Origin of the sequence: Acidaminococcus nyctereutis, from assembly GCF_052216985.1 — a bacterium.
GTDB lineage: Bacteria > Bacillota > Negativicutes > Acidaminococcales > Acidaminococcaceae > Acidaminococcus > Acidaminococcus fermentans_A.
Genome location: NZ_JBQOUY010000019.1, coordinates 18457 through 41882, shown reverse-complemented (window position 1 = coordinate 41882; position 23426 = coordinate 18457). Strand labels below are relative to the sequence as shown.

General features: G+C 52.2%; 21 protein-coding genes and 1 rRNA gene. 21 read left to right on the top strand and 1 reads right to left on the bottom strand.

The genetic code is table 11. From position 1 onward, the window contains the following. The 3 genes from rrf to ACTUHY_RS09315 form a co-directional block, all read left to right on the top strand. A 5S ribosomal RNA gene (gene rrf, locus ACTUHY_RS09325) occupies nt 1-96 on the top strand; the annotation flags it as partial. 236 nt (nt 97-332) lie between these two features. After that, entirely contained in the window at nt 333-2213 is a 1881-nt protein-coding gene (gene ftsH / locus ACTUHY_RS09320) for an ATP-dependent zinc metalloprotease FtsH (RefSeq protein WP_278675899.1), read from the top strand. Between the two features lie 112 nt (nt 2214-2325). Then, nucleotides 2326-3921: a hypothetical protein gene (locus ACTUHY_RS09315; protein WP_278675902.1), complete on the top strand. Its 1596-nt coding sequence runs from the start codon at nt 2326-2328 to the stop codon at nt 3919-3921. 48 nt (nt 3922-3969) lie between these two features. Here ACTUHY_RS09315 and ACTUHY_RS09310 read toward each other — a convergent pair whose 3' ends face one another. Next, the gene (locus tag ACTUHY_RS09310) at nt 3970-4542 is read right to left on the bottom strand and encodes a HutD/Ves family protein (protein ID WP_442827520.1); all 573 of its coding nucleotides are present in this window, start codon (nt 4540-4542) and stop codon (nt 3970-3972) included. 205 nt (nt 4543-4747) lie between these two features. Here ACTUHY_RS09310 and ftcD point away from each other — a divergent pair, with 205 nt between their 5' ends. The 18 genes from ftcD (at nt 4748) to ACTUHY_RS09220 (ending at nt 23425) form a co-directional block, all read left to right on the top strand. Next, nucleotides 4748-5653, top strand: coding sequence for a glutamate formimidoyltransferase (gene ftcD, locus ACTUHY_RS09305; RefSeq protein WP_297862494.1), 906 nt, complete (start codon nt 4748-4750; stop codon nt 5651-5653). 26 nt (nt 5654-5679) lie between these two features. Continuing rightward, nucleotides 5680-7350, top strand: coding sequence for a formate--tetrahydrofolate ligase (locus ACTUHY_RS09300; RefSeq protein ID WP_442827519.1), 1671 nt, complete (start codon nt 5680-5682; stop codon nt 7348-7350). Between the two features lie 18 nt (nt 7351-7368). Then, nucleotides 7369-7989, top strand: a complete 621-nt coding sequence (locus tag ACTUHY_RS09295; protein ID WP_442827518.1) for a cyclodeaminase/cyclohydrolase family protein — start codon at nt 7369-7371, stop codon at nt 7987-7989. Nucleotides 7990-8100: 111 nt separating this feature from the next. Continuing rightward, nucleotides 8101-9630: an HAL/PAL/TAL family ammonia-lyase gene (locus ACTUHY_RS09290; protein ID WP_442827517.1), complete on the top strand. Its 1530-nt coding sequence runs from the start codon at nt 8101-8103 to the stop codon at nt 9628-9630. A gap of 253 nt (nt 9631-9883) precedes the next feature. Continuing rightward, a complete protein-coding gene (locus tag ACTUHY_RS09285; protein WP_442827516.1) occupies nt 9884-10345 on the top strand; it encodes a (2Fe-2S)-binding protein in 462 nt (153 codons plus the stop codon). After that, on the top strand, nt 10342-11178 hold the full coding sequence (locus ACTUHY_RS09280; RefSeq protein WP_442827515.1) for an FAD binding domain-containing protein: 837 nt from the start codon (nt 10342-10344) through the stop codon (nt 11176-11178). Before ACTUHY_RS09285 ends, ACTUHY_RS09280 begins: the two co-directional genes overlap by 4 nt. Continuing rightward, nucleotides 11175-13427, top strand: coding sequence for a xanthine dehydrogenase family protein molybdopterin-binding subunit (locus ACTUHY_RS09275; RefSeq protein WP_442827514.1), 2253 nt, complete (start codon nt 11175-11177; stop codon nt 13425-13427). The genes ACTUHY_RS09280 and ACTUHY_RS09275 overlap by 4 nt, the downstream gene beginning before the upstream one ends. A 6-nt stretch (nt 13428-13433) precedes the next feature. After that, nucleotides 13434-14957: an HAL/PAL/TAL family ammonia-lyase gene (locus ACTUHY_RS09270; RefSeq protein ID WP_442827513.1), complete on the top strand. Its 1524-nt coding sequence runs from the start codon at nt 13434-13436 to the stop codon at nt 14955-14957. After that, nucleotides 14954-16504, top strand: a complete 1551-nt coding sequence (locus tag ACTUHY_RS09265) for a BCCT family transporter (RefSeq protein WP_442827512.1) — start codon at nt 14954-14956, stop codon at nt 16502-16504. Before ACTUHY_RS09270 ends, ACTUHY_RS09265 begins: the two co-directional genes overlap by 4 nt. A gap of 156 nt (nt 16505-16660) precedes the next feature. After that, on the top strand, nt 16661-17620 hold the full coding sequence (locus ACTUHY_RS09260; RefSeq protein WP_442827511.1) for an XdhC family protein: 960 nt from the start codon (nt 16661-16663) through the stop codon (nt 17618-17620). Next, a complete protein-coding gene (locus ACTUHY_RS09255) occupies nt 17620-18600 on the top strand; it encodes a molybdopterin-binding protein (protein WP_442827510.1) in 981 nt (326 codons plus the stop codon). Before ACTUHY_RS09260 ends, ACTUHY_RS09255 begins: the two co-directional genes overlap by 1 nt. Beyond that, complete coding sequence (gene moaC, locus ACTUHY_RS09250; RefSeq protein WP_442827509.1) at nt 18600-19079, top strand: cyclic pyranopterin monophosphate synthase MoaC; 480 nt, start codon at nt 18600-18602, stop codon at nt 19077-19079. The genes ACTUHY_RS09255 and moaC overlap by 1 nt, the downstream gene beginning before the upstream one ends. Nucleotide 19080: 1 nt before the next feature. Then, nucleotides 19081-20034 carry a GTP 3',8-cyclase MoaA gene (locus ACTUHY_RS09245; RefSeq protein ID WP_442827508.1) on the top strand — a complete coding sequence of 318 codons (954 nt, stop codon included), beginning with the start codon at nt 19081-19083 and terminating at the stop codon, nt 20032-20034. Then, nucleotides 20035-20472: an MOSC domain-containing protein gene (locus tag ACTUHY_RS09240; RefSeq protein ID WP_442827507.1), complete on the top strand. Its 438-nt coding sequence runs from the start codon at nt 20035-20037 to the stop codon at nt 20470-20472. Beyond that, nucleotides 20454-20957: a MogA/MoaB family molybdenum cofactor biosynthesis protein gene (locus tag ACTUHY_RS09235; RefSeq protein WP_442827506.1), complete on the top strand. Its 504-nt coding sequence runs from the start codon at nt 20454-20456 to the stop codon at nt 20955-20957. Before ACTUHY_RS09240 ends, ACTUHY_RS09235 begins: the two co-directional genes overlap by 19 nt. 14 nt (nt 20958-20971) lie before the next feature. After that, on the top strand, nt 20972-21763 hold the full coding sequence (gene modA / locus ACTUHY_RS09230; RefSeq protein WP_442827505.1) for a molybdate ABC transporter substrate-binding protein: 792 nt from the start codon (nt 20972-20974) through the stop codon (nt 21761-21763). Further along, nucleotides 21760-22410 carry a molybdate ABC transporter permease subunit gene (gene modB / locus ACTUHY_RS09225; RefSeq protein WP_442827504.1) on the top strand — a complete coding sequence of 217 codons (651 nt, stop codon included), beginning with the start codon at nt 21760-21762 and terminating at the stop codon, nt 22408-22410. Before modA ends, modB begins: the two co-directional genes overlap by 4 nt. A 1-nt stretch (nt 22411) precedes the next feature. Continuing rightward, nucleotides 22412-23425: a sulfate/molybdate ABC transporter ATP-binding protein gene (locus ACTUHY_RS09220; protein ID WP_442827503.1), complete on the top strand. Its 1014-nt coding sequence runs from the start codon at nt 22412-22414 to the stop codon at nt 23423-23425. Nucleotide 23426: the final 1 nt, after the last annotated feature.

The following is a 23426-nucleotide window of genomic DNA, read 5'->3' as shown; positions in this document are numbered from 1 at the left end:
GATCCACCTGTTCCCATGCCGAACACAGCAGTTAAGCCCTTATACGCCGAAAGTACTCGACTGGAAACGGTCCGGGAGGATAGGGAGCTGCCGGTTAAGAAAAAGGCCTGCATCGAAAGATGCAGGCCTTTTTTGTGTATGTCAGCGGCCAAAGGAGGAAACCTGCGGTTTGCATTTTTTTTGAGCACGAGTTCGGAGCCATTCAACTTATGGTTGTTGTGTTGGCAATACTTTTTTCACAGAATGTGTTAAAATCCTTCATGTCATTTTGTTGATATATGTTATAATGTTAATTAAACAGTTACAATTTCATCGCAGAAAGGATGGATACTATGGAAAATAAAGATCCGGACAAGCAGTCGAAACGAGTCCGCTTGTATTACATCGCGGCCATTTTGCTGATCCTGGTTATCAATACAATCATCAGCCCTATGTTTTTCCAGCCAAAGGTCCATGAAGTCAGCTATACCAACTTCTTGAACATGGTGGACGAAGGGAAAGCCTCCAAGGTGGAAATCACCAAGGATCGGATCGCTCTTCTCTGCAACCAGGATGGTAAGGAACAGATCTACGTTACGGGGCGGGTGGATGATCCGGAGCTCGTCAGCCGTCTGGTCAAAGCCAAGGTTGAATTCTCCCAGGTCATTCCCAAGCAGGAATCCCCTATTATGAGTTTCTTTAATAACTGGATCCTGCCTTTCCTGCTCTTTATGGTCATCGGTCAGTTGATCATGCGCTATCTGGGACCTAAAATGGGCGGGGGCAACATGATGAGCTTCGGCAAGAGCAATGCCAAGGTATACATTGCTGCTCAGACAGGCAAAACCTTCAAAGATGTGGCCGGCCAAGATGAAGCCAAGGAAGCGCTCCAGGAAATCGTCAACTACCTCCACAATCCAGCCAAATATAAGGCCATCGGTGCAGTGATGCCCAAAGGCGTACTGCTGGTAGGCCCTCCCGGCACTGGGAAGACCCTGTTGGCCAAGGCTGTTGCTGGGGAAGCCAAGGTACCCTTCTTCTCTATCTCCGGTTCCGAATTCATTGAAATGTTCGTAGGGATGGGAGCGGCCCGAGTCCGGGATCTGTTCAAGCAGGCCCAGGAAAAGGCTCCTTGCATCGTGTTCATCGACGAAATCGATGCCATCGGCAAAAAGCGTGACAGTGGTTCTTTTGGCAGCAACGATGAACGAGAACAGACATTGAACCAACTGCTGTCTGAAATGGATGGGTTCGATGGCAGTAAAGGCGTAATCATCTTAGCAGCTACCAACCGTCCGGAAGTCCTGGACAAGGCTCTCCTGCGGCCGGGGCGGTTCGACCGCCGGGTACCAGTGGAGCTGCCGGATCTCCAGGGACGGGAAGCCATCCTGAAAGTCCATTCCCATGATGTGAAGATCGATCCTCATGTGGACTTCCATACCATTGCCCTTGCCACTAGTGGGGCTTCCGGGGCAGAACTGGCCAATATCGTCAATGAAGCTGCTTTGCGGGCGGTCCGGATGGGCCGGACAGAAGTGATCCAGGAAGACTTGGAAGAAAGCGTGGAAGTGGTCATTGCCGGGGCCCAGAGAAAGGGGGCAGTAATCTCCCCTGAAGAGAAAAAAGTCATTGCCTACCATGAAATCGGCCATGCCCTGGTGGCAGCCAGTCAGAAGGATTCTGCGCCTGTCCACAAGATCACCATCATCCCTCGGACTTCCGGAGCCCTGGGGTACACCATGCAGGTGGATACCCAGGAAAAGGTGCTCATGAGCCGGGAAGAATTGTATAACAAGATTGTGACCCTGACCGGAGGACGGTCGGCGGAAGAAGTGGTGTTCCATCTGGTGACCAGCGGCGCCTCCAACGATATCGAACAGGCCACCAAGCTGGCCCGGGCCATGATCACCCGGTTCGGGATGACGGATGAATTCGATATGGTAGCTTTGGAAACGGTGAACAACGCTTACTTGAGCGGGGACACTTCCCTGTCCTGTGCGCCGGAAACAGCGGCCCGGATCGATGAGGCGGTCTTTGCTTTGGTGAAGAAAGCTCATAAGGAAGCCAGGGAAATCCTGGAAGCCCATCGGGAAAAGATGGATGAGCTGGCCCAGTACCTGTTGAAGAAAGAGACCATTACCGGAGATGAATTCATGGCTATCCTCCATGGGACTATGCAAGAGGAAGCACCGGAGACGGCAGAAGCGGAACAAAGTCAGGAGCCGGAAGCCTGAAGCCGGGAGTCCAGACTTAAAAGAGGCTGTTGCGTGTGCAGCAGCCCCTTTTCTATGATATAATGGACTCCCTATGGAATCCACAATCAGTTTTAGAAACAGGATGAGAAATATGGAAATACGTACAAAACCTTGGAAGCAGGGAAAAAGCATATTCGATTATGTCAAGAATAATCTGGATTCGGACGGGTTCTTTACCAAAGAGAATCTGGAAGACCGGTCGGTGGTGGAGAAAGAGAATGGAGAGCTGATGGAACCGGGAGCTGCCGATGCGTTTCTGGCCAGCAGCGATCAGGCCGGTGAAACGGCTGATGTGGTAGGACCTCAGATCTATCAGGTCTTGGAAGCCTATGCAGAGGACCCGACTCCGGAAAATGCTACCATGCTCTATATGGGGATTTCTTCCACTCCCTGCATCCTTTACTATGAATCCCTGGTGGATGCCTTGAGTGAAGAACGCATCCCCCAGCCTTTGTGGGAATTGGCCCGGGAGTGGCTTTATGAGGCTTCCAGCCGGGAAACTGTGAAGCTGGCCATTGTAATCTGCGGCCTTTACATGCTGAATGAACAGGATCTTGTAATCAATTGGCAGCTGAAACGGGATCTCCTGCTCTTGGCACGGTGTGAAGAATTTACCAGCTTTGTCATCTATGCGCTGGAGCTTTCCCATCAGTTGGAACAAAAAGATATGGAGGACATCCTTCGGCATACGTCCGGCTGGGGAAAACTGTGTGCTATACAGGGCTACGATTTTCCGACACCGGAAGAGCAGGCTTGGCTGGTGATCCATGGGTGTGAACTGACCATTACCTATCCGTCGGTCTCTGTACTGATCTTTTCCAAGGTCAATATCCCGGCACTGTTGGATGAACCTCATCTGGAACAGCCACAGTTCGAAGGGATTTGCCGTCTCCTCTTGAATTATCTGGCATTCCTCCTGGGATTCCAGCAGCTGCAGCTCCCCGATGATGACAAACTTCCCGTTATCGATCTGTTTTCTGTCATGCAAAAATTCCTGAAGCATGCGAAGGAATACCAGCGGGATTTGATGGCCGCCGCAGCTCTGACCAATCTGGCAGAAGGATTCCAAACCATGGTGGATGATGAATGCTGGGACTATCTGACGATGAACCAGTGCCATATCCTGATCAGTGAGTTGGAATCTTTGGTCCTTTCTATTGACTGGCTGCCAGAAATCAAAAAAAATCTGGTAGAAGAAGATGGACGGACCAATCTGGTGGTAATCCATATGGCGTATGCACTGGATCTGGACCTCCATAAGGAATTATGGAACCTTCTCAAGAAAGAACCCATGCGGACAGAGCTCTACGAGTTCCTTCTGGATACCCAGGACAAGCGGCGGTTCAATCGGGTCATGAAGTTCGCTCGGGAGCATGCCGATGGATATCTGCAGGAGGAACATGCCATAGAACCCCTCCTGGAGGCTTTGACGGATCATCCGGGAGAAGGGGAAGACCTGCTGGAAAAAGCCCTGACATCTATCTATGATTCCTGTCGGAGTACGGCTTTAGGAGTGCTGGATACTTGGCCGGACAAGAACTGGTCACCCCAGATGCGCCTGGCTCTCCTGAAAGCCAGGGAAATGAGTCAGCACCCCCTGCTGAAACTGCGGGTGGATGTGCTCCTCAAGAAAAGGAGTATGGATTTCGCCAGTTTCCTGGATGTAATCCATGAACATCAAAAGTAAACAAAGGGGATGTGAAAAAATGAAGAATCATTTTTTCACATCCCCTTTTCAATCCGTTATTTCTACGAAAATCACTTCCACTCCGGCAGGCAGCTGGACCGGGACAGGGCCTTCATCTGGAGATAGGACGTACAGGGTGTCCCGTTCCAGGGGAAGGTTTCCGATGGAGGCTCCCTTGAGCTGTCCTTCCGGCAGCAGGGGAACATAGAGAAACCGATGGCCTTGGGAAGGCGGCAGAGTCTGGGATCCTTTCAGCCGTTTGTAGACAGCAGACATCCCCTTTTGATACATTACGTTGAAGTCGACGGCCTTCCCCACCGAATGGGTATGCCAGCTTCCGTCAAAGAAAGCTTCTTCTAAGGGAGCCAGGGTTACCTGCCGGCTGCCATCTTCCGGAAATGTCAGGGTAAATCCACCCTGGAGAGGCGTGATGATCCTATTGTAGCCCTGGACCAAGGTGAAATCGGATTCCGCCAGATCCACTGTGGCAGAACTGATCCGGATGGCAAAATCCCTGTTGGCATAGCTCTTGTCCGGAGGATCGATATAGAATTCCGTCGTGGTTCCCCCTGACCAGTGGGACGTGGATGCTGCAGAACGGGAAATTTTCTGTATACTCATAAAGACCACCTCTCCGTAGGAAGATATCAATTCAAAACTATCCTAGGGAATGAACGTCCAGAAAGTGTCAAAAAATAAAAAAGTCGGAAAAAATTGATTTCAGACGTTTTTTAGGCGAAGAATTCATACTATAATAGCAACTAAGGGCATAGCGATATGCCTTTCAGCTGCTACTAAACTAGAACAGATTGATGGAGGTGCCATTATGGCAAAGAAGTTAGTTGAATTTGTACCGAATTTCAGTGAAGGCCGGGATAAGGATAAGGTTGAAAAGATCGTTGACGAAGCCCGCAAGATCAAAGGGCTGAAGATTCTGGACTATTCCAGCGATGCGGACCACAACCGTTCTGTAGTGACCATCATCGGCTCTCCTGAAGCTGTTACGGAAGCAGCCATCAATATGGCTAAGGTAGCCATCCAGCTGATCGATATGCGGACCCACCATGGGGCACATCCTCGGTTCGGTGCAGTGGACGTGGTTCCTTTCACTCCGGTCATGGGCGTGACCATGGACGAATGTGTAGCCATTGCCAATGCAGTGGGCAAAGCCTATGGGGATATGGGCATCCCTGTCTATCTGTATGAAGATGCCTGCACCAAGGAAGCCCGCCGGAATCTGGCATCCGTCCGGAAGGGACAGTATGAAGGCTTCTTTGAAAAAATCAAGGATCCGGAATGGAAACCTGATTATGGCCCGGCTGTCATGAATGAAAAATCCGGATGCTCCGCAGTAGGGGCCCGTGTACCGCTGGTGGCTTTCAACGTAAACCTGGACTGCAGCGACAAGGCTGTGGCAGACGCTATCGCCAAAAAAGTGCGGAACATCGGAGGCGGCCTCCATTACGTAAAAGCCATGGGAGTCAAACTGGAAGAACGGAATCAGGTACAAGTTTCCATGAACCTGGTCAATTATGAAAAATCCGCTGTTTACCAGGCTTTTGAAATGATCAAGATGGAAGCCCGCCGGTATGGGGTCAATGTGGTAGGCAGCGAAGTCATCGGGACGGTTCCTATGAAAGCCCTGCTGATGGCTGCGGAATATTATCTGCAGATCGAAAACTTCAACATGGATGAAATCCTGGAAAAACGCCTGCTGGAATTGGAAGAATAAGCACTGCCCACAGAGGAGGAAAAGCAATGCTGAGCGATATCGAGATTGCACAAAAAAATGTCATGGAACCCATCAGCAAGATTGCGGATAAAATGGGGATCCTGCCGGAAGAACTGGAACAGTATGGCCATTATAAAGCAAAAGTTTCCCTGGATGTGCTGAAACGCCTGGAAAAGAAACCCAACGGGAAATTGGTCCTGGTGACCGCCATCACTCCCACTCCTGCCGGAGAAGGGAAATCTACCACCAGCATCGGTCTCGCACAGGCTTTGAACCGGATCGGGAAAAATGCTGTGGTCGCCCTGCGGGAACCGTCTTTGGGGCCTGTGTTCGGAATCAAAGGGGGCGCTGCTGGAGGCGGTTATGCCCAAGTAGTTCCTATGGACGATATCAACCTGCATTTCACGGGAGATATGCATGCAATCACCGCTGCCAACAACCTGCTGTCGGCGATGATCGACAACCATATCCACCATGGCAACGAACTGCGGCTGGATGCCCGGCAGATCACCTGGCGCCGGGTCATGGACATGAATGACCGTGCCCTGCGGAATGTGGTAGTGGGCCTAGGGGGCAAAGTCTGCGGCTTCCCCCGTCAGGATGCCTTTACCATTACGGTGGCTTCTGAAATCATGGCCATCTTGTGCCTGGCCAAAGACCTGGAAGACCTGAAGGAACGGTTCGGCCGCATCGTCATCGGCTGCGATCTGGATGGGAATCCAGTCCATGTCCATCAGCTGGGCTGTGAAGGGGCTATGGCCATGCTGATGAAGGATGCCATCAAACCGAATCTGGTCCAGACCCTGGAACATACGCCGGCCATCATCCATGGCGGGCCCTTTGCCAATATCGCCCATGGATGCAACTCCCTGCTGGCCACCAAGATGGCTCTGAAACTGGGAGATATCGCTATTACGGAAGCCGGCTTCGGTGCTGATCTGGGCGCAGAAAAATTCATGGACATCAAATGCCATTATGGCAACCTGTATCCGGATGCCGTTGTGCTGGTTGCCACCATCCGGGCCCTGAAGATGCATGGAGGTGTCGCCAAAGCAGATCTGAGCCAGGAAAATGTCCAGGCTGTCAGCGATGGTTTCTCCAACCTGGCCAAACAGGTTGAAAACATGCGGACCTTTGGCCTGCCGGTACTGGTGGCCATCAACAAGTTCGCTTCCGATACTCCGGCAGAAATCGATATGCTGCTCCAAAAATGCGCCAGCTACGGTGTGGAAGTCAGCTTGAACGAATGCTGGGAAAAAGGCGGCGAAGGCGGCATCGATATGGCCCACAAACTGGTGGGGATGCTGGAAGAACAGAAACCTCAGAAAGTGGAACTGTACGATGTGAACGATTCCATCCCCAACAAACTGAAGGCCATCGTGACCAAGATCTATGGCGGTGACGGCGTGACCTTTACACCCAATGCCAGGAAACAGATCAAACAGCTGGAAGACTGGGGGTTGGATAAGCTGCCGGTCTGTGTGGCCAAGACCCAGTATTCCCTCAGTGATAACCCGGCTCTTTTGGGAGCTCCCAAAGGCTTCAAGATCAATGTCCAGGATGTACGGGTATCCAATGGAGCAGGCTTCATCGTCTGCCAGACCAGCAATATCATGGTCATGCCCGGCCTGCCGAAGAAACCGGCTGCCCTGAAGATGGACATCGACAACAACGGCAAGATTTACGGCCTGTTCTGACAGGGAGGAATGGATCCAATGGAATTACGGAAACTGACTGTAGAAGGTTTCATCAATGAAACCGCTTCTTCTTCACCGGCTCCTGGGGGTGGCAGCATTGCAGCGCTCAATGCTGCTTCTTCAGCAGCCCTGATCACCATGGTTGCCAACCTGACCTTGGGGAAAGAAAAATATGCGGCTGTGGAAGAAGACATGAAAGAAGTGGCAGCCAAGGCCGGAGCTCTGAAAGATGATTTCCTGGCGCTCATCGACGAGGACAGCAATGCTTTTAACAAAATCATGGCTGCCTTCAAGCTGCCCAAGGATACGGATGAAGCCAAGAAGGCTCGGAGTGCAGCCATCCAGGAGGCCACCAAGGGCGCTGCCTTGGTTCCCTTCAAAGTAGGCCAGAAGGCCAATGAACTATTTGCCCTGGCAGAAGAAGTCATCACCAAGGGAAACCAGAACGCCATTACCGATGGTGCCGTAGCGGCCATGAATGCAAGAGCCGCTGTACGAGGGGCTTTCCTGAATGTAAAGATCAACCTGGGCAGCATCAAGGATGGGCTGTTCGTGGAAGACCTGCAGAAAAAGATGGCTGAAATCGAAAACGAAGTGGATGCCCGGGAACAGGCACTGCTGGGTCAAGTGAAACTGTAAGCAAATAGAAGGATAATCCTCAAGGGGTTGCTGTACGTCACCAAGAGAAATGATACGTGCAGCAACCCCATTGTCATATCAAACAGGCGCAGAAAGGAAAGGGATTGGATGATGGCACGGACAATTGGATTGGGATCGCATATGGATCTGCATGATTTTATGGATATAGTCCGGAATCATGCGAAGGTGGAATTTTCTTCCGATTATTGCAAGCGGGTCAATCGTTCCCGCTCTTTGGTGGAAAAATGGGTGGAGGAAGAAAAGGTCATGTATGGAGTCACCACTGGCTTTGGAGCCCTGTGCACCAAAGCTATCAGCCGGGAAGAAACGGCGCAGCTCCAGGAAAACATCATCCTTTCCCATTCGGTTTCTGTAGGAGAACCCTTATCAGAGGAGGCTGTCCGGGGAACTTTGCTGATGATCCTCCAGAATCTGGGGCAGGGGTACAGCGGCGTCCGCCTGGAAGTGCTGGAGCAGCTCCGGCAGTTCTTGAACCGAGATTTGACTCCCTGGGCTCCGGGGGATGGCAGCGTAGGGTATCTCAGTCCGGAAGCTCATATGGCACTGGTGATCACTGGCCGTGGCAGAGCTTATTATCAAGGGAAACTCCTGGCAGGAAAAGAAGCCTTAGAACAGGCAGGACTGCAGCCCCTGTCTCTTGCTTCTAAAGAAGGCCTGGCGCTTGTGTCAGGAACGACTTCTGCCACGGCATTGGCAGCAATAGGGCTCTATGACATGCTCCAGGCTGCCCGGACGGCGGATGTGATCGGGGCCATGAGCCTGGAAATCCTCCAGGGAGTCATGAATGCCTTCGATCCTCGGGTCATGGCGGTCCGTCCTCATCCGGATCAGGCCAAAGTGGCGGAAAACGTCCGGAATCTTCTGGCCGATTCCCAGGTCATTGCAGCTGCTCGGGGCAAACGAGTCCAGGATGCCCTGTCCCTCCGCTGCATCCCCCAGCTCCATGGGGCTGCCCGGAAAACATTGGGAGATGCTTTGCAGACCCTTGAAACAGAGATGAATTCCTGCTGTGACAACCCCATCCTATGGCCGGAACAGGGAAACGAAGCTGTGATTTCTGCCTGCAATGCAGATTCTTCCTATGTGGGAGTGGCTATGGATGCGTCCTGTATGGCAACCACCATGCTGGCCAAGATGTCGGAACGGCGGAACAATCGGCTGATCGATGGGAGCCTTTCCGGTTATCCCTGGTTCCTGATCCAGAATCCAGGTCTCAATTCCGGGGTGATGATCCCCCAGTATACCCAGGCTGGGCTGTTGAACCAGATGCGGATCCTCTGCACTCCGGCGGTGATTGACAATACGCCGACCTGTGGAAACCAGGAAGATTATGTGGCCATGGGCTACAATGCAGCCAAAAAATCCCTAGCCGTGGCAGAAAAACTGGAATACATCCTGGCTATCGAACTGCTTTCCGTCTTTGAAGCCCAGCCTTTTGTGGATCAGAAATTGCAGCGGAGCGGTGCCAGCCGGCAGGTGCTGGAAGAAATCGCCAAAGAAGTGCCGGAAATGAAAGAGGACATGTACCTGTATCCTCACATCGAATTCCTGAAAGGATGCATCCACAGCGGGAAAATCTTGGAATGGGCCGAAAAAGGAATGCAGAAAAAGCTCCTGTAGAGAATAAAAAAGAAAGCATTAGACGATATTTTTCTTAGCTGGGAATTTGGTATACAGTCTAAAAAAAAGAACAACAAAAATCTTCTTTGGGTGTAAGGAATTGACGCTTTATGGACGATAATCCAGTACAATAAAGTCATATTTTCACAATATAAGAGTAATTATAACGAATGACAAAAGCAAATTATATATAAAATATTCAAATATAAATCATAGGAAAATATGATGGAACCTACTGCAGGGAGGGAAACAAGTGAAGCTCAAAGCTGTGATCAACGGGACTGCCGTGGAAAAAGAAACAGACGGGAGCAAGCGTCTGATAGATTTCTTGCGAGAAGATCTGGGATTGACTGGGACCAAGGAAGGCTGTTCGGAGGGAGAATGCGGAGCCTGTACGGTCATCCTGAACGGGGAAGCTGTCCCTTCCTGCCTGGTCCTGGCTGGGCAGATCCAGGGCGGGGAGGTCCTGACCATCGAAGGTCTGGAAAAAAACGGGGAACTGGATCTCCTCCAAAAAAAGTTCATTGCCCATGGGGCCATCCAGTGCGGCTTTTGCACGCCGGGTTTCCTCATGAGCGCCAAAGCTCTTTTCATGAAGGATCCCCATCCTTCCTCAGAAGAAATCCGCCGGGCCATTGAAGGGAATATCTGCCGCTGCACAGGCTACATTAAAATCGTCGAAGCCATCGAGGATGCAGCAAAGGAGATGGAATGATGTTTACTGCTCCTGCTGATGAAAAAGAACTGCAGGCTGCCTTGAACCGGGCGGATGGACGGACTTACTTGATTGCCGGAGGGACGGATCTATTGATCCATCTCCAGAACCGCAAAGAAACCGACTGCAGTTTCATCGATTTGACCAAGGTGAAGGAGTTCCAGGGGATCCGGGAAGAAAAAGACTGGATCGATGTGGGGGCCCTTGTCACCATGACGGAGCTTTGTGCTTCCCCTCTTGTGAAAGAAGAACTCCGGGCCTTGTACCTGGCGGCTTACCATCTGGGATCGGAACAGATCCGGAATCGAGCGACCCTGGGAGGAGCCATTGCCAATGCTTCCCAATCCTCTGACTGCAGCGTTGTACTGTTTGCCTACGGAGCGTTGGTCGAAATCTTATCGGCCCAGGGAGAACGCCGGAAGATCTCCATGGACCAGTTCATCACAGACAGGGAAAAGACCTGTTTGAAACCGGGAGAAGCCGTCAGCCGGATCTTGATTCCCCGCCGGAAAAGAAGCAGTATGTTTGGCAAAGTGGGGGCCCGGAAAGCGGTCACCATTGCCAAGATCAACTGTGCCATGGATTTCCAGTTGGAAGCAGGGTTGATTCAGAAGGCCAGCATCTATCTGGGAGCAGTTGGGGTAAAGCCGGTGGAGGCCGGACTCCTGGAAAATTATTTCCAAGGGAAATCTTTTAAGCAGATTGTTTTGCAGGACGTGGAGGAGTTGGGAAAAGAAGAAGTGGAGAAAGCCATCCCCACCCGTCCTTCCCGTTTTTATAAACGGGTAGCGGTACAAGGATTGCTGGAAGACATGATAGGGGCGTTGCCATGAAACAGTTCAAATATATCGGGAGACGGTTCCAGCGGGAAGACAGTCTGGAACGGGCAGAAGGAAAAACAAAATTCCTGGCAGACTGCAAACGGCTCAATATGCTTTATGGGAAATTGATCCTCAGTGAACATGCCCATGCGGATTTCCAATTGGATACAGAAGAGGCCCTGAAAGTCCCAGGTGTCTACAAGATTTTGACTTATGAAGATATTCCCCATGTTGCCTATAATTCCATGGAATGGTTCACAGGGATCCAGGCCCAAAGGGATGAATACATCCTGAACGAACGGGCTCGCTTTGTGGGGGACCGGATCGGGCTGATTCTGGCGGAATCCAAGGAAGCCTGTGAAAAAGCCTGGTGCAAAGTCAAAGTGCAGTATCAGGATCTGCCTGTGGTTGTCAATCTCCAAACGGCCCAGGAGGATCGGGTCCTGGTCAGAGGGAAGACCAACCTGGCGTATGAAAAAAATATCGGGTATGGAAATCTTTCCAAAGCGGAAGCCGAAGCCGATTTCATTGTGGAAGACCGAGGTTCTACACCCCGGACTCACCATCTGGCCATCGAACCCCATATTGCCATGGCGGAAGTGGATGATTTTGGAAATCTGATTGTATACAGTCCTGGACAAGTGGTCTTTGCGGCCCAGATGCAGCTTTCTCGGATTTTGCATCTGCCCTATGCCCGGATCCGGGTCATCAAGTGCAATATGGGGGGATCCTTCGGCGGGAAACAGCAGCCTCTGCTGGAATTGACTGCAGGGGTCGCCGCTTGGCTGACTCGGCGGCCGGTCCAGGTTTACATGAATCGGCGGGAAAGCATGATCGGTACTTTTACCCGGAACGGTACGGAGGCAAAGGTCGTCACAGCTGTCCGGAAAGATGGAAAGATCCTGGGACGCAAAGTGGACACTTGTTTTGATGGCGGAGCTTACGACACCAATAACACCAGCATCGTGAATGCCTATGCCAAGAAACTGTTCCGGCTGTATCGGATCCCGGCCCAGGAGTTCCATGGTCGTGCCTATTATACGGATAAGACACCGGGGGGCGCCTGCCGAGCCTATGGAGGACCCCAGAACCATGCCGTCACGGAAGTCAATATGGACCACGTGGCCCGGGTCATCGGCATGGATCCCTGTGAATTCCGCCTGAAGAATTTGGTAGAACCCTATGATGCAGACCCGGTGGGAGGCCCGAATCTGGGGAAAGCGGCGGTGAAGGAATGCCTCCGGAAAGGGATGGAAGCCTTCCAGTGGAAAGAAAAATATGCCCACATCCGGGAACAGAATGATGACCGCTATGCCTATGGAGTCGGAGTCGCCTGTGCCGATCACGGCAATGGTTATTTTGGGGCTTTTCCAGAATTCACCAATGTGGAGATGATCCTCCATCCGGACGGGACGGCTCTGGTCAAGATCGCTGTCCATGAACAGGGCTGCGGGACGCTGGATTCCCTGCGGTTGGCAGCGGCGGAGGCCTTGGATCTGGACCCGGAGAAAATCACCATCACGGAAGCGGATACGCTCCTGACCCCTTATGATTCAGCGGGGACCCAGGCCAGCCGGGTGACCTTTGTTTCCAGCGGAGCCATCTTGCAGGCGGGGACCCAGCTGCGGGAAAAAATCTTCCAGACCCTCCATGCTGTGGAGAAAATCGAGCCAGATCTCCTTTATACGGATAATGGGACTGTCAAAGTCAAAGGGTCTGATAAGACTTATACCTATGGAGAGATTGCCACCCTGCGGGAGAAAAAATTGTTCGATCCGCTGAGTGTCTATATCCATTATGAACCTCATTCCAATCCGGCTGCTTATGCCGTTTCCTTCGCCCAGGTGAAAGTGGACAAGAAAACCGGACTGGTGGAGGTCCAAAAATTGCTGGCCGTCCATGATATCGGCCAGGCCGTGAATCCCACCTTGGTAGAGGGACAGATCCAGGGCGGGGCCCAGTTCATCCTGGGTATGGCACTCAGTGAAGAAATGCTCTATGACAGCCAAGGAAATGTGAAGAACAGCAGCCTGTCCAAGTACCATACCCTCAACGTGCAGGATATGCCGCCAGTGGATATCATCTTGGTGGAAAGCCATGACGAAAGTTCTCCTTTCGGCGTCAAGAGCGTAGGGGAAATGTCTGCAGTAGCGCCAGGACCGGCGGTGGTCAATGCTATCAATCATGCTTTGGGGACAGAACTGACAGATTATCCTCTGACCCCAGAGCGGATCATAGAAGCCTTAGAACAGAGAGGATGAAGAGTCATGGAAAGCTTAGTGCTTACAGGGGAACCATTGTCATTGGAAGATGCGTACAGTGTCGTTTACGGCAACCGCAAGGTAGAAATCGCGCCAGAGGCGGCAGAACGGGTCCGTCAGGCCAGACAGGTCCTGTTTGACATGGCGGGGGAGGGAAAGCCTGTCTATGGACTGAATCGCGGCGTGGGTTGGAACAAGGACAAGGAATTTGACGAAGATTTCTTTGCCCAATACAATCGGAATCTGCTCAACAGCCATTGTCTGGGGATCCCTCCCTACCATCCGGATGATCAGGTACGGGCCATCCTGCTCCTGCGGCTGCAGAAAGCTCTTACCGGGCATACGGGCCTTTCTTTGGAATTGCTGGACCATTACCGGGATTTCCTGAATTATGGGATCTATCCTCGGATTCCCATGCGGTCTTCTATCGGGGAAGGGGATATCACCACCATGTCCCATGTAGGCCTGGCTTTCATCGGGGAAGAAGATGTGACGTACCAGGGAAAGGTCATGAATTCTAAGGAAGCCATGGACAGGGTCGGGATGAAGCCGGCGAAACTGGGACCGAAGGATGGTCTCAGTATTGTGTCCAACAATGCCCAGGGCGAAGGGATGACCTTAGTGGTGTTGCGGAAAATCGCCCAGCTGGTGAAGATGAGCAACCTGATTTTCTGTTTGAGCCTGGAAGGGCTGGACGGCGTGGTGGAATCCCTGCGGGAAGATGTGAATACGGTCCGAGGCATCAAAGGGCAGGCCAAGGCAGCCACCATGTGCCGGGATTTCCTGGAAGGCAGCTATCTCTATGAACCCAGTCCCGAGCGGGCCCTGCAGGATCCCTTAAGCTTCCGGTGCGCCCATGCCATCAATGGGGCCCTGTATGATGCCATGGATTATGTAAAGGAACAGCTCTTAGCCAGTATGAACCATACGGATGATAATCCTTGCATCCTCTTGGACAAACATTCTTCCTTTGTCAGTGCCAACTTCGAAATCACTTCCCTGGCCATTGGGGTAGAGATGCTGGCCAGCGGGCTGGCCCATCTGTCCAAGAGTTCCTGTTACCGGATGATCAAGATGGCGGATCCCAATTTCACCCATCTGAACCGGTTCCTGACTCCGGAAGACGTGAAGACCATCGCTTTTGGGACCATCCAGAAGACCTTCACCATGCTGGATACCCAGAACCGGGGCCTGGCTAATCCTTCTTCCATGGACTTCTATGCACTGGCTGGGACCATCGAGGACCATGCCAGCAACCTGCCCCTGATCTGCTATAAATTGTTCCAGATGCTGGACAACATCTACTATATCATCGGTATCGAAGCCATGCATGCCTGCCAGGCCATCGACCTGCGGAAACAGAAGAGACCGGAGATCCATCTGGGCAAAGGGACCGGCAAGGCTTATGAAATCATCCGCAGGACCCTGCCTTTTTATGACAAAGACAGGAACCAGAGCCGGGACATCCAGAAGGTCTATCACATCGTGAAATCCGGAGAACTGCTGCAGGTAGGAGGAGATTCCTTATGAACGAGAAAAAGAAAAACGAGATCCGATGGGCCGTATTCGTCCCTGCTTTTGCCTTGACCTTGCTGGCGGCTGTGGTGGGAATCGTCAGCAATAAGACGCTGACCACCCTTTCCAATAAATTCTTTACCTGGTCTTTGGATTCTTTTGGCTGGCTGTACCAGATCATTTCCCTGGTCGTCCTCCTGGTCACCTTGGTGATGCTGTTCTCGAAAGTCGGGGACATCACCCTGGGCGGGAAAGAGGCAAAACCGAAATATCCTTTCTGGACCTGGTTTGCCATGACGCTGACCGGTGGGGTTGCTACCGGGATCGTCAGCTGGGGGGTCAATGAGCCTCTGATTTATTTTGGCAATATCTATGGAGAACTGAAACAGCTGGGTATCGAGCCATTTTCGGCAGAGGCTGCCCGGTTTGCCATTGGACGCTGCTTCTACAACTGGACCTTCATCCCTTATGCCATGTATGCCTTGACCGGTGTGCTGGTGGCCTACATGTATTTCAACAAAAAGCAGCAGCTGAACGTGACGTCTACCCTGGTCCCTCTCTTCGGGGAAAAAATCAAGACCGGCTTTGTTTCCGATGTAATCGATACCTTATCCATGCTGGCCATCATCTTGGGATTGACTTCCGGTCTGACCATGTGCATCGTCCTCTTGACCACCGGACTCACTTCTTCTTATGGGATCCCGTCCACACTGCCTTTGTTCATCGGGCTGGGGGTCGCTATCATCGCTATGTTCACCCTGTCTTCCTATGTGGGGCTGGATAAAGGACTGCAGAAATTGTCCGGGATCAATGCTTGGTTCTATTATGGCCTGCTGATCCTGCTGTTCGTCCTGGGGCCCACCCTATTCATCCTGCGGAATTCTACGGCCGGGATGGCAGTCTGGCTGCAGAATTTCTGGCAATGGGGGCTGGACCCCATCGATATCGGCGGGGCACCGCTGACCCGGTCCTGGACCTTGTTCGACTGGGCTGTCTGGATTGCCTATGCTCCGGTTACGGGGATCTTCCTGGGGCAGATCTCCTATGGACGGACCGTCCGTCAATGCCTGATCGTCAACCTGATCCTGCCGGCTGTTTTTGGCATCATCTGGTTCTCTGTCTGGGGCAATACGGCGCTGGGGATGCAGATCAGCGGCCAGCTGGACTTGGTTGCTACTATCAAGAATTCCAATGCGGTCATGGCACTGTTTGAATTCATCAAGAACATGCCATTCGGGCTGGGCATCATCCTGGTCCCAATCAATCTGTTCGTCATCCTGATTTCTTTTGTGACGGCAGCTGATGCCACTTCCAACAACGTGGCTTCCATGTGCATCAAGAACATCCCCATCGGCTCGGAAGCTCCTGGGTATCTGAAGGTGCTGTGGGGGGCGACCATCGGAGCCATTGCCATCATTATGGCTGCTTTTGGCGGCGGCGTCCAGGGAGTGGACGGCGTAAAGGCACTGGCAGCAGCCGGCGGCTTTGTGGTGCTGTTCATCTTTATCCTCCAGGTATTTGCGGCCATCAAAGTATTCTTTATCGATAAGACGGAAGAGTAAGAAAGAAATAGAATGCTATAATCCCAAAGGAGGTGTGGAATTTTTCTTCACACCTCCTTTCTTTCCATGCAAAAGAAAAATCTTGCGTTATAATAGAGTCATCTATCTTTAAAATAATAGTTCTGGCTCAGCCAGGCTGATTGACAGGAGAACGGTATGCGAGAAATCATCTGCAAGGCAAGGGAATTGCTGGCACAGCACGTATCCTTTGTCATGGCAACCATAACTTTTAAACACGGATCAGCTCCCCGGGAAGTGGGAGCCACTATGCTGGTGACTGCCGACGGCCTCTACGCCGGGACCATCGGAGGGGGAGAAGAGGAATACCAGGCCATCCAGCATGCCCAAAAGGTCCTGGGAACAGGGCAGTCCGATCTGGTGTCCTATGAAATGACCCGCAGTGATGCGGCCAAAATGGGCCTGGTCTGCGGCAGCCATAATCGGGTCCATTTCCAGTATGTTCCTGGGACGGATACCCAGGCAGCTCATTATTTCACTCAAATGGTAGAAAAAGTAGAAACCCATGAAGTGTACTGGCTGTTCGATCTCCAGGCGGACCATGGGATCAGCATGAAAGTGGACGGGGAAATCTATCCTTTCAGCCGGGATGGTGCACTGCCGGAAGCAGAGGAACTTTTCCAGGTGAAGATCAAAAAACCTATGAAAGTCTATATCTTCGGAGGCGGCCACATTGCCAAAGCGGCGGCAGCTCTGCTGCATTTCCTGAAATTGGAAGTGACGGTGGTGGATGACAGGCCAGAATATCTCACCCCGGAAGAATTCCCTCACGTCCATCGCCTCCTCCATTCTCTGGAAGATCTGTCCGATCTGCCCATTGGGAACAGCGATTATGTCTGTGTCATGACTCGGGGCCATGCCAATGATATCCAGGTCCTGAAGGGCATCCTGCCCAAGGATCCCTATTATGTGGGAATCGTGGGCAATAAGATGAAAGCAGAAAAATATCCCCAGCATTTCCAAGGGACTCCCTTATATGAAGTTTATCGGAAAAAAGTCCATCTGCCGGTGGGCTTGCCCATCCGGGCGCTGACCCCGGAAGAAATCGCTGTGAGCATTGCCGGCGAAATCATTTTGTCTTATAGGAGCAACTGCTGATGAATACGGTTAAGAAAATCTCTGTGCAGGAAGCAGTGGGGCAGATACTGGCCCATGATATGACCCAGATCATCCCTGGTGAGCGGAAAGGCCCCCGTTTCAAGAAAGGCCATATTGTCCAGCCGGAAGATATCCCGGTGCTCCTTTCCATGGGAAAGGAACACATCTACACCTTGGAACTGGATGGATTTACTTATCATGAGAATGAAGCGGCGGAACATCTGGCTGACATCTGTCAGGGAGATCATTTGGAACGCTCCGAGATTTCCGAGGGGCGGATCAACTTGAGAGCCGCTGTAGATGGTCTGCTCCGGGTCAATGTACCCCTGCTGGACCGGATCAATCTATATGGGGAAGTCATGATTGCCACCAAACAGAATGGGACGCCTGTTACCCAGGGGACCGTGGTGGCTGGGACCCGGGCCATCCCTTTATGGATCGCTAAAGAAAAGATCCGCCAGTGTGAAAAATTGGCTGGCGGAGAAAAAGTGCTGTCCATCCGGCCTTTTGTGCCCCAGAAAGCGGGAATCTTGACCACGGGCAGTGAAGTCTGCAAAGGGCTGGTAAAAGATGGCTTCCGGGAAGTGCTGCCGGCTAAGCTGAAGCCTTATGGATTCACCATCGTGGACCACCACTATACCATGGATGACAAGGAAAGCATCGTCCGTCAGCTCCGGGAGATGATCGCAGAAAAGCTGGATCTGATCCTTTGTACAGGGGGGATGAGCGTGGATCCGGATGACAATACCCCCGGAGCTATCCAAGAGGTCAGTACCCAGGTGGTGACCTATGGGACCCCGGTCCTGCCTGGAGCCATGTTCATGGCGGCCTACCATCACCAGACGGTAATCTTAGGATTGCCAGGGTCCGTCATGTCCCATCCTCGGACAGTCTTTGATCTGATCCTGCCCCTGGCTGCAGCTAAAGAACCCATTACTCGGGAATACATTGCCAGGCTGGGCCATGGAGGGCTCCTGTGATGCCGGGCTGGAACCACTTCGACGGACGGGGAAATGCCCGGATGGTGGATGTTTCTGAGAAAGCGGTGACCTGCCGGATCGCAGAAGCTTCCGGAATCATCACCATGAGCCGGGAGGCTCTGGAACAGATCCAGCAGAAAAAAATCAAAAAAGGCGACGTGCTGACGGTGGCACAGGTGGCCGGGATCATGGCGGCCAAAAGGACTTGGGAACTGATCCCCATGGCCCATCCCCTTCCTTTGGGCGGGATCGCCCTGACTTTTTCTGTGGATGAAGAGAATTGTACCATTGTGGCACACTGCCGGGTAAAGATCGAAGGCAAAACAGGTGTGGAAATGGAAGCCCTTACAGGAGTTTCCGTAGCGCTGCTTACCATCTATGATATGACCAAGGGAATCGACCGAGGCATGGTTCTGGGCCAGATCCGTCTGGAACATAAGGAAGGCGGCCGGAGCGGGATCTATGACAGGGAGCCGTGAAATGGAAGATCAATGGGGAAGGACCATCGACTATCTGCGGCTTTCAGTCACGGCTTCCTGTAATCTTGGCTGCCTCTACTGCAGGTTGCCAGGATGCAGTCCGCTCCAGCAGGAACCCCTGACAGATGAGGAAATCTTCCGGGTGTTGTCCTGTTTTCGGGAACTGGGTATCCGAAAATTGAAGATCACTGGTGGTGAACCGCTGCTGCGGCCGGGAATCGGATCCTTTCTGGAAAGACTGTTGGACAGGGAATGGTTTTCTTCTGTGACACTGACTACCAATGGACAGTATCTGGAGCGGTATTGGCCGATCCTTTCCCATTTGGACAGCATCAATGTTTCCCTGGATTCTCTCCAGGATGGAACCTACCAAAAGATGACCCGGGGCGGGGATCTGGCTCCCGTCTGGGAAGGTTTGCAGCATGGGATCGCGCAGGGCTATCAGGCCTTTAAACTGAATGTGGTCCTGGTGAAAGGATACAATGACCGGGAAATCCCTGCTTTTTTACAGCTGGCGGCACAATATCCCTTGGCTGTCCGGTTCATCGAGCTGATGCCGCTGGGAGAAGGGAACCGTTACCAGGGCATTCCCCGGGAACGGGTCCTCCAGGAAGTGGATCGGCTGTATCCGGACTGGAAATGGAGCCTGTCCAGAGGAAATGGCCCGGCTCGGTATCTGGAGCTTCCCAGGACCCCAGGACGGATCGGATTCATCGATGCAGTGGGCCATCCCTTTTGCAGCCAGTGCAATAGGATCCGGATGGATGCGGCGGGGAAAATCTTCCTTTGCCTGGAACAGGAGGCTGCACTGGATGTGGAAGCGTTCCTCCAAGGTGATCTGTCCCGGGAAGCGTTCTTGCAGCAGATGAGAGAGGCTGTCTGGCAGAAACCGGAGAGGAATCATTTTGCCTCCCGACCTTGCCCGGGCCGAAAGATGTACCAGATCGGAGGATAAATGGGAACCATTATTTCTATCAATCTCAGTGAAAATAAAGGAACGGTGAAGCTGCCAGTGGCAGAAGCAGAAATCCGCACAGACTGGGGAATCGTCGGCGATGCCCATGCTGGGCATTGGCATCGGCAGGTCAGCCTGCTGTCTCTGGAAAGCTTTCAGCAATTCCAGCAGGACAGCGGCTGCCAACTGGAATTTGGCGCCTTTGGAGAAAATCTCCTGGTCCAGGGACTTCCCCTGGAAAAGATGCAAGTGGGGGATCGGCTATACAGTGGAACCTGCTGCCTGGAAATCACCCAGATCGGGAAAGAATGCCACCAGTCCTGTGCCATCCGGCAGCGGGTGGGAAAATGCATCATGCCCCAAAAAGGCATATTTGCCAAAGTGATCCAGGGCGGTGTGGTCAGAACGGGGGATGCCATATGTACAGAGTCTGTTTGATCACGGTCAGCGACAGCAGCGCTCTCCAGGGGAAAAAAGATCTGACTGGACCAGCAGTGGCTGGACTGCTCACCCATGAAGGGTATCAGATCACAGAACAGGCAATCCTTCCTGATGAACGGGAGCTGTTGGCGGAAAAAATGCGGCAAATCGCTGATGGAGGGAAGGTTGATCTACTTTTGACCCTGGGAGGAACGGGATTGAATGAAAGAGATGTGACTCCGGAAGCCACAGGGGAGATCATTGAGAAAACAGTTCCGGGTTTTCCTGAATTGATGCGACGGAAAAGTTTCGAAGTAACTCCCAACGGAATCCTTTCCCGGGGAATTTCCGGGATCCGGAAACACTGTCTGATCATCAATCTGCCGGGGAGCCCCAAAGCGGCCGTAGAGAATCTTTCCTTTATCCTCCAGCCCCTGGATCATGGCCTGCAAATGCTGACTCGAGCCAAGAACGACTGTGCCCATATGGACGCACTGCGTTAGAAAGGAGGAAAAACATGAAGAAAGCCCTTGCTGGACTGTTGGGTTCCTTGGCAGTCTTTTTGATCTTTGGCTGCGGAAACAGTGCGCCCCAGCCGAAAGCAGCCCAGGAAGAAATCTATATTTCTGCAGCCGCTTCCATGGCGGATGCCGTAAATGAAATCAAAGGGGAGTATGAAAAAAAGCATCCGGAGGTGGCCATCCGGACGAATTATGCCGGGTCAGGCACATTGATGAATCAAATCATGGAAGGGTCTCCGGCGGATCTATTCATTTCTGCTTCTGATAAACAAATGGATACCTTAGAAAAAAAGCAGCTGGTTGACGGATCCAGCCGGGTGGAACTGTTGAAGAACGAGCTGGTGCTGATCGTTCCGAAAGCGTCTTCTTTGGCACTCAGCAGTTTCCAGGATGCAGCAGGAGACAATGTGACGAAAATCGCTATTGCTGACCCTGCTTCGGTGCCCGTGGGACAGTACAGTGAAAAACTGTTCCAGAACATGGGGATCTGGGATCAGGTAAAGCAGAAAATGGTCCTGTCCCAGGATGTTCGGCAGAGCCTGGAATGGGTCGCTTCCGGGAATGTCCCGTGTGCTCCGGTCTACCGCACCGATGCAGCCATTGAAAAAGACCGGGTACGGATCGTGGCTGTGGCGCCTGGGGGAATCAATCAGGGCATCTTTTATCCCTTGGCAATCTTGAAAAAAAGTGGAGAAAAACCAGCCGTCAGGGATTTTTATCAGTACTTGAAATCTCCGGAGGCTCAGAAAGTCTATGAAAAATATGGCTTTGTGGTGAACGTGCAATGAGCGGATCTCCAATGAGCCTTTCCTTGCAGGTAGCACTGGTAGCGACCGTCGTCACCTTTTTCCTGGGTATCCTGGCCGCCTATGGGGTCAGGATACTCCGTCGGGGCAGCGGCTTCTTCGATGCGGTATTCACGCTCCCTTTGGTGCTTCCGCCCACCGTTGTGGGTTTCCTGCTGCTGGTCCTTCTGGGGAACTACGGACCATTCCAGGGAATTTATGAATGCTTCCATTTCCATATCGTCTTTACCTGGTGGGCCAATGTGATCGCGGCCATTGTGGTTAGTTTTCCCCTGATGTACCGGACGACTTATGGGACCTTTCTCCAGGTCAACGAAGAATACCTGCAGGTTGCCCGGACCTTAGGGATGTCGGAAAGCAAGATCTTCTGGAAGATCCTCCTTCCTCTTTCCCGACAGGGCCTGATTTCAGGGGTCATCCTGACTTTTACCCGTTCCCTGGGAGAATTCGGAGCGACCATGATGATTTCCGGGAATATCCCTGGCAAGACCCAGACCATTTCCACCGCCATTTATTCTGCCGTACAGGCAGGACGGAAAGAGCAGGCTTTTGCTTGGGTGGGAGCCGTAATGGCACTGAATCTGCTCTCCATCATCTGTCTGCATATACTGACACAAAGGGGAAAGTGATATGAGTCTGGCGGTCAATGTGGAAAAGAAGCTGCACCATTTCACCCTGCAGGCCGATTTTTCCATCGGCAATGAGAATCTGGCAGTGGTAGGAGCTTCCGGAAGTGGGAAATCCATGCTCCTGAAAATGATTGCAGGCATCGAAAAACCGGACTGGGGAACCATTGCCATCAATGACAGGATCTGTTTTGCCCACGGAAAAATCAATCTGGCTTGTCAAAAGAGAAAAGTGGGTTACCTTTTTCAAGATTATGCCCTGTTCCCCCATTTGACCCTATGGGAAAATCTTACTGTCGTCATGGATGGGAATCGGAGGGATAAGAAAGAAAAAGCAGGAAAGCTTCTGCGGCGGTTCCGTCTGGAACCTTTGATGGATGCTTATCCGGAGACCCTTTCCGGGGGCGAGAAACAGCGGGCAGCCTTGGCACGGATGCTCTGCGTGGATCCTCAGGTCCTGCTGCTGGATGAACCTTTTTCTGCGCTGGATACGAACCTGAAATGGCAGATGGAAAACGATTTGGTCAGCGTCCTGGACACCGTGCGGAAGACCGTGGTACTGGTCACCCACAGTATGGAAGAGGCGCTGCGGATCTGCAGCCGGATCCTGGTCTTGGATCAGGGCCGGATTGTAGATTTCGGTGAAAAAGAACAGGTGCTAGAGCATCCTCGGACACTGGTCTCGGCCCAGCTGGCAGGGTATAAGAACTGCTTCCGGAAGGAAGAGACCCCGGAACTCTTTGCCCAGCTGCCGGAAGAAACGGCGGCAGGGAAAGAAGTCTTGGTGCTGGATGCTGGAAAATTCACTTACGCAGCCCGGGAAAAGACGCTGCGGCTGTCATTGCGTTTCTGCTATCGGATGGCAGACCAGCAGAAAGTCTATGATATCTATCAGTTGATTCCTCAGAGTCTCACGGTGACCTGGGAATGGGAAAAATCATCTCAGAGAGTACCCGACATCCGGGCAGGACAGATGATTTTTGCGTATTATCCTCTAGAAGGGATCCTGTTGTTTTGAA

Coding starts and splice junctions, on each gene's coding strand:
- ACTUHY_RS09275 (WP_442827514.1), top strand. CDS start 11,175: ATGAAACAGTTCAAATATATCGGGAGACGGTTCCAGCGGGAAGACAGT.
- ACTUHY_RS09280 (WP_442827515.1), top strand. CDS start 10,342: ATGATGTTTACTGCTCCTGCTGATGAAAAAGAACTGCAGGCTGCCTTG.
- ACTUHY_RS09315 (WP_278675902.1), top strand. CDS start 2,326: ATGGAAATACGTACAAAACCTTGGAAGCAGGGAAAAAGCATATTCGAT.
- ACTUHY_RS09255 (WP_442827510.1), top strand. CDS start 17,620: ATGAATACGGTTAAGAAAATCTCTGTGCAGGAAGCAGTGGGGCAGATA.
- ACTUHY_RS09270 (WP_442827513.1), top strand. CDS start 13,434: ATGGAAAGCTTAGTGCTTACAGGGGAACCATTGTCATTGGAAGATGCG.
- ACTUHY_RS09260 (WP_442827511.1), top strand. CDS start 16,661: ATGCGAGAAATCATCTGCAAGGCAAGGGAATTGCTGGCACAGCACGTA.
- ftcD (WP_297862494.1), top strand. CDS start 4,748: ATGGCAAAGAAGTTAGTTGAATTTGTACCGAATTTCAGTGAAGGCCGG.
- ACTUHY_RS09300 (WP_442827519.1), top strand. CDS start 5,680: ATGCTGAGCGATATCGAGATTGCACAAAAAAATGTCATGGAACCCATC.
- ACTUHY_RS09235 (WP_442827506.1), top strand. CDS start 20,454: ATGTACAGAGTCTGTTTGATCACGGTCAGCGACAGCAGCGCTCTCCAG.
- moaC (WP_442827509.1), top strand. CDS start 18,600: ATGCCGGGCTGGAACCACTTCGACGGACGGGGAAATGCCCGGATGGTG.
- ACTUHY_RS09220 (WP_442827503.1), top strand. CDS start 22,412: ATGAGTCTGGCGGTCAATGTGGAAAAGAAGCTGCACCATTTCACCCTG.
- ACTUHY_RS09245 (WP_442827508.1), top strand. CDS start 19,081: ATGGAAGATCAATGGGGAAGGACCATCGACTATCTGCGGCTTTCAGTC.
- ACTUHY_RS09295 (WP_442827518.1), top strand. CDS start 7,369: ATGGAATTACGGAAACTGACTGTAGAAGGTTTCATCAATGAAACCGCT.
- ACTUHY_RS09240 (WP_442827507.1), top strand. CDS start 20,035: ATGGGAACCATTATTTCTATCAATCTCAGTGAAAATAAAGGAACGGTG.
- ftsH (WP_278675899.1), top strand. CDS start 333: ATGGAAAATAAAGATCCGGACAAGCAGTCGAAACGAGTCCGCTTGTAT.
- ACTUHY_RS09290 (WP_442827517.1), top strand. CDS start 8,101: ATGGCACGGACAATTGGATTGGGATCGCATATGGATCTGCATGATTTT.
- modB (WP_442827504.1), top strand. CDS start 21,760: ATGAGCGGATCTCCAATGAGCCTTTCCTTGCAGGTAGCACTGGTAGCG.
- ACTUHY_RS09265 (WP_442827512.1), top strand. CDS start 14,954: ATGAACGAGAAAAAGAAAAACGAGATCCGATGGGCCGTATTCGTCCCT.
- ACTUHY_RS09310 (WP_442827520.1), bottom strand. CDS start 4,542: ATGAGTATACAGAAAATTTCCCGTTCTGCAGCATCCACGTCCCACTGG.
- modA (WP_442827505.1), top strand. CDS start 20,972: ATGAAGAAAGCCCTTGCTGGACTGTTGGGTTCCTTGGCAGTCTTTTTG.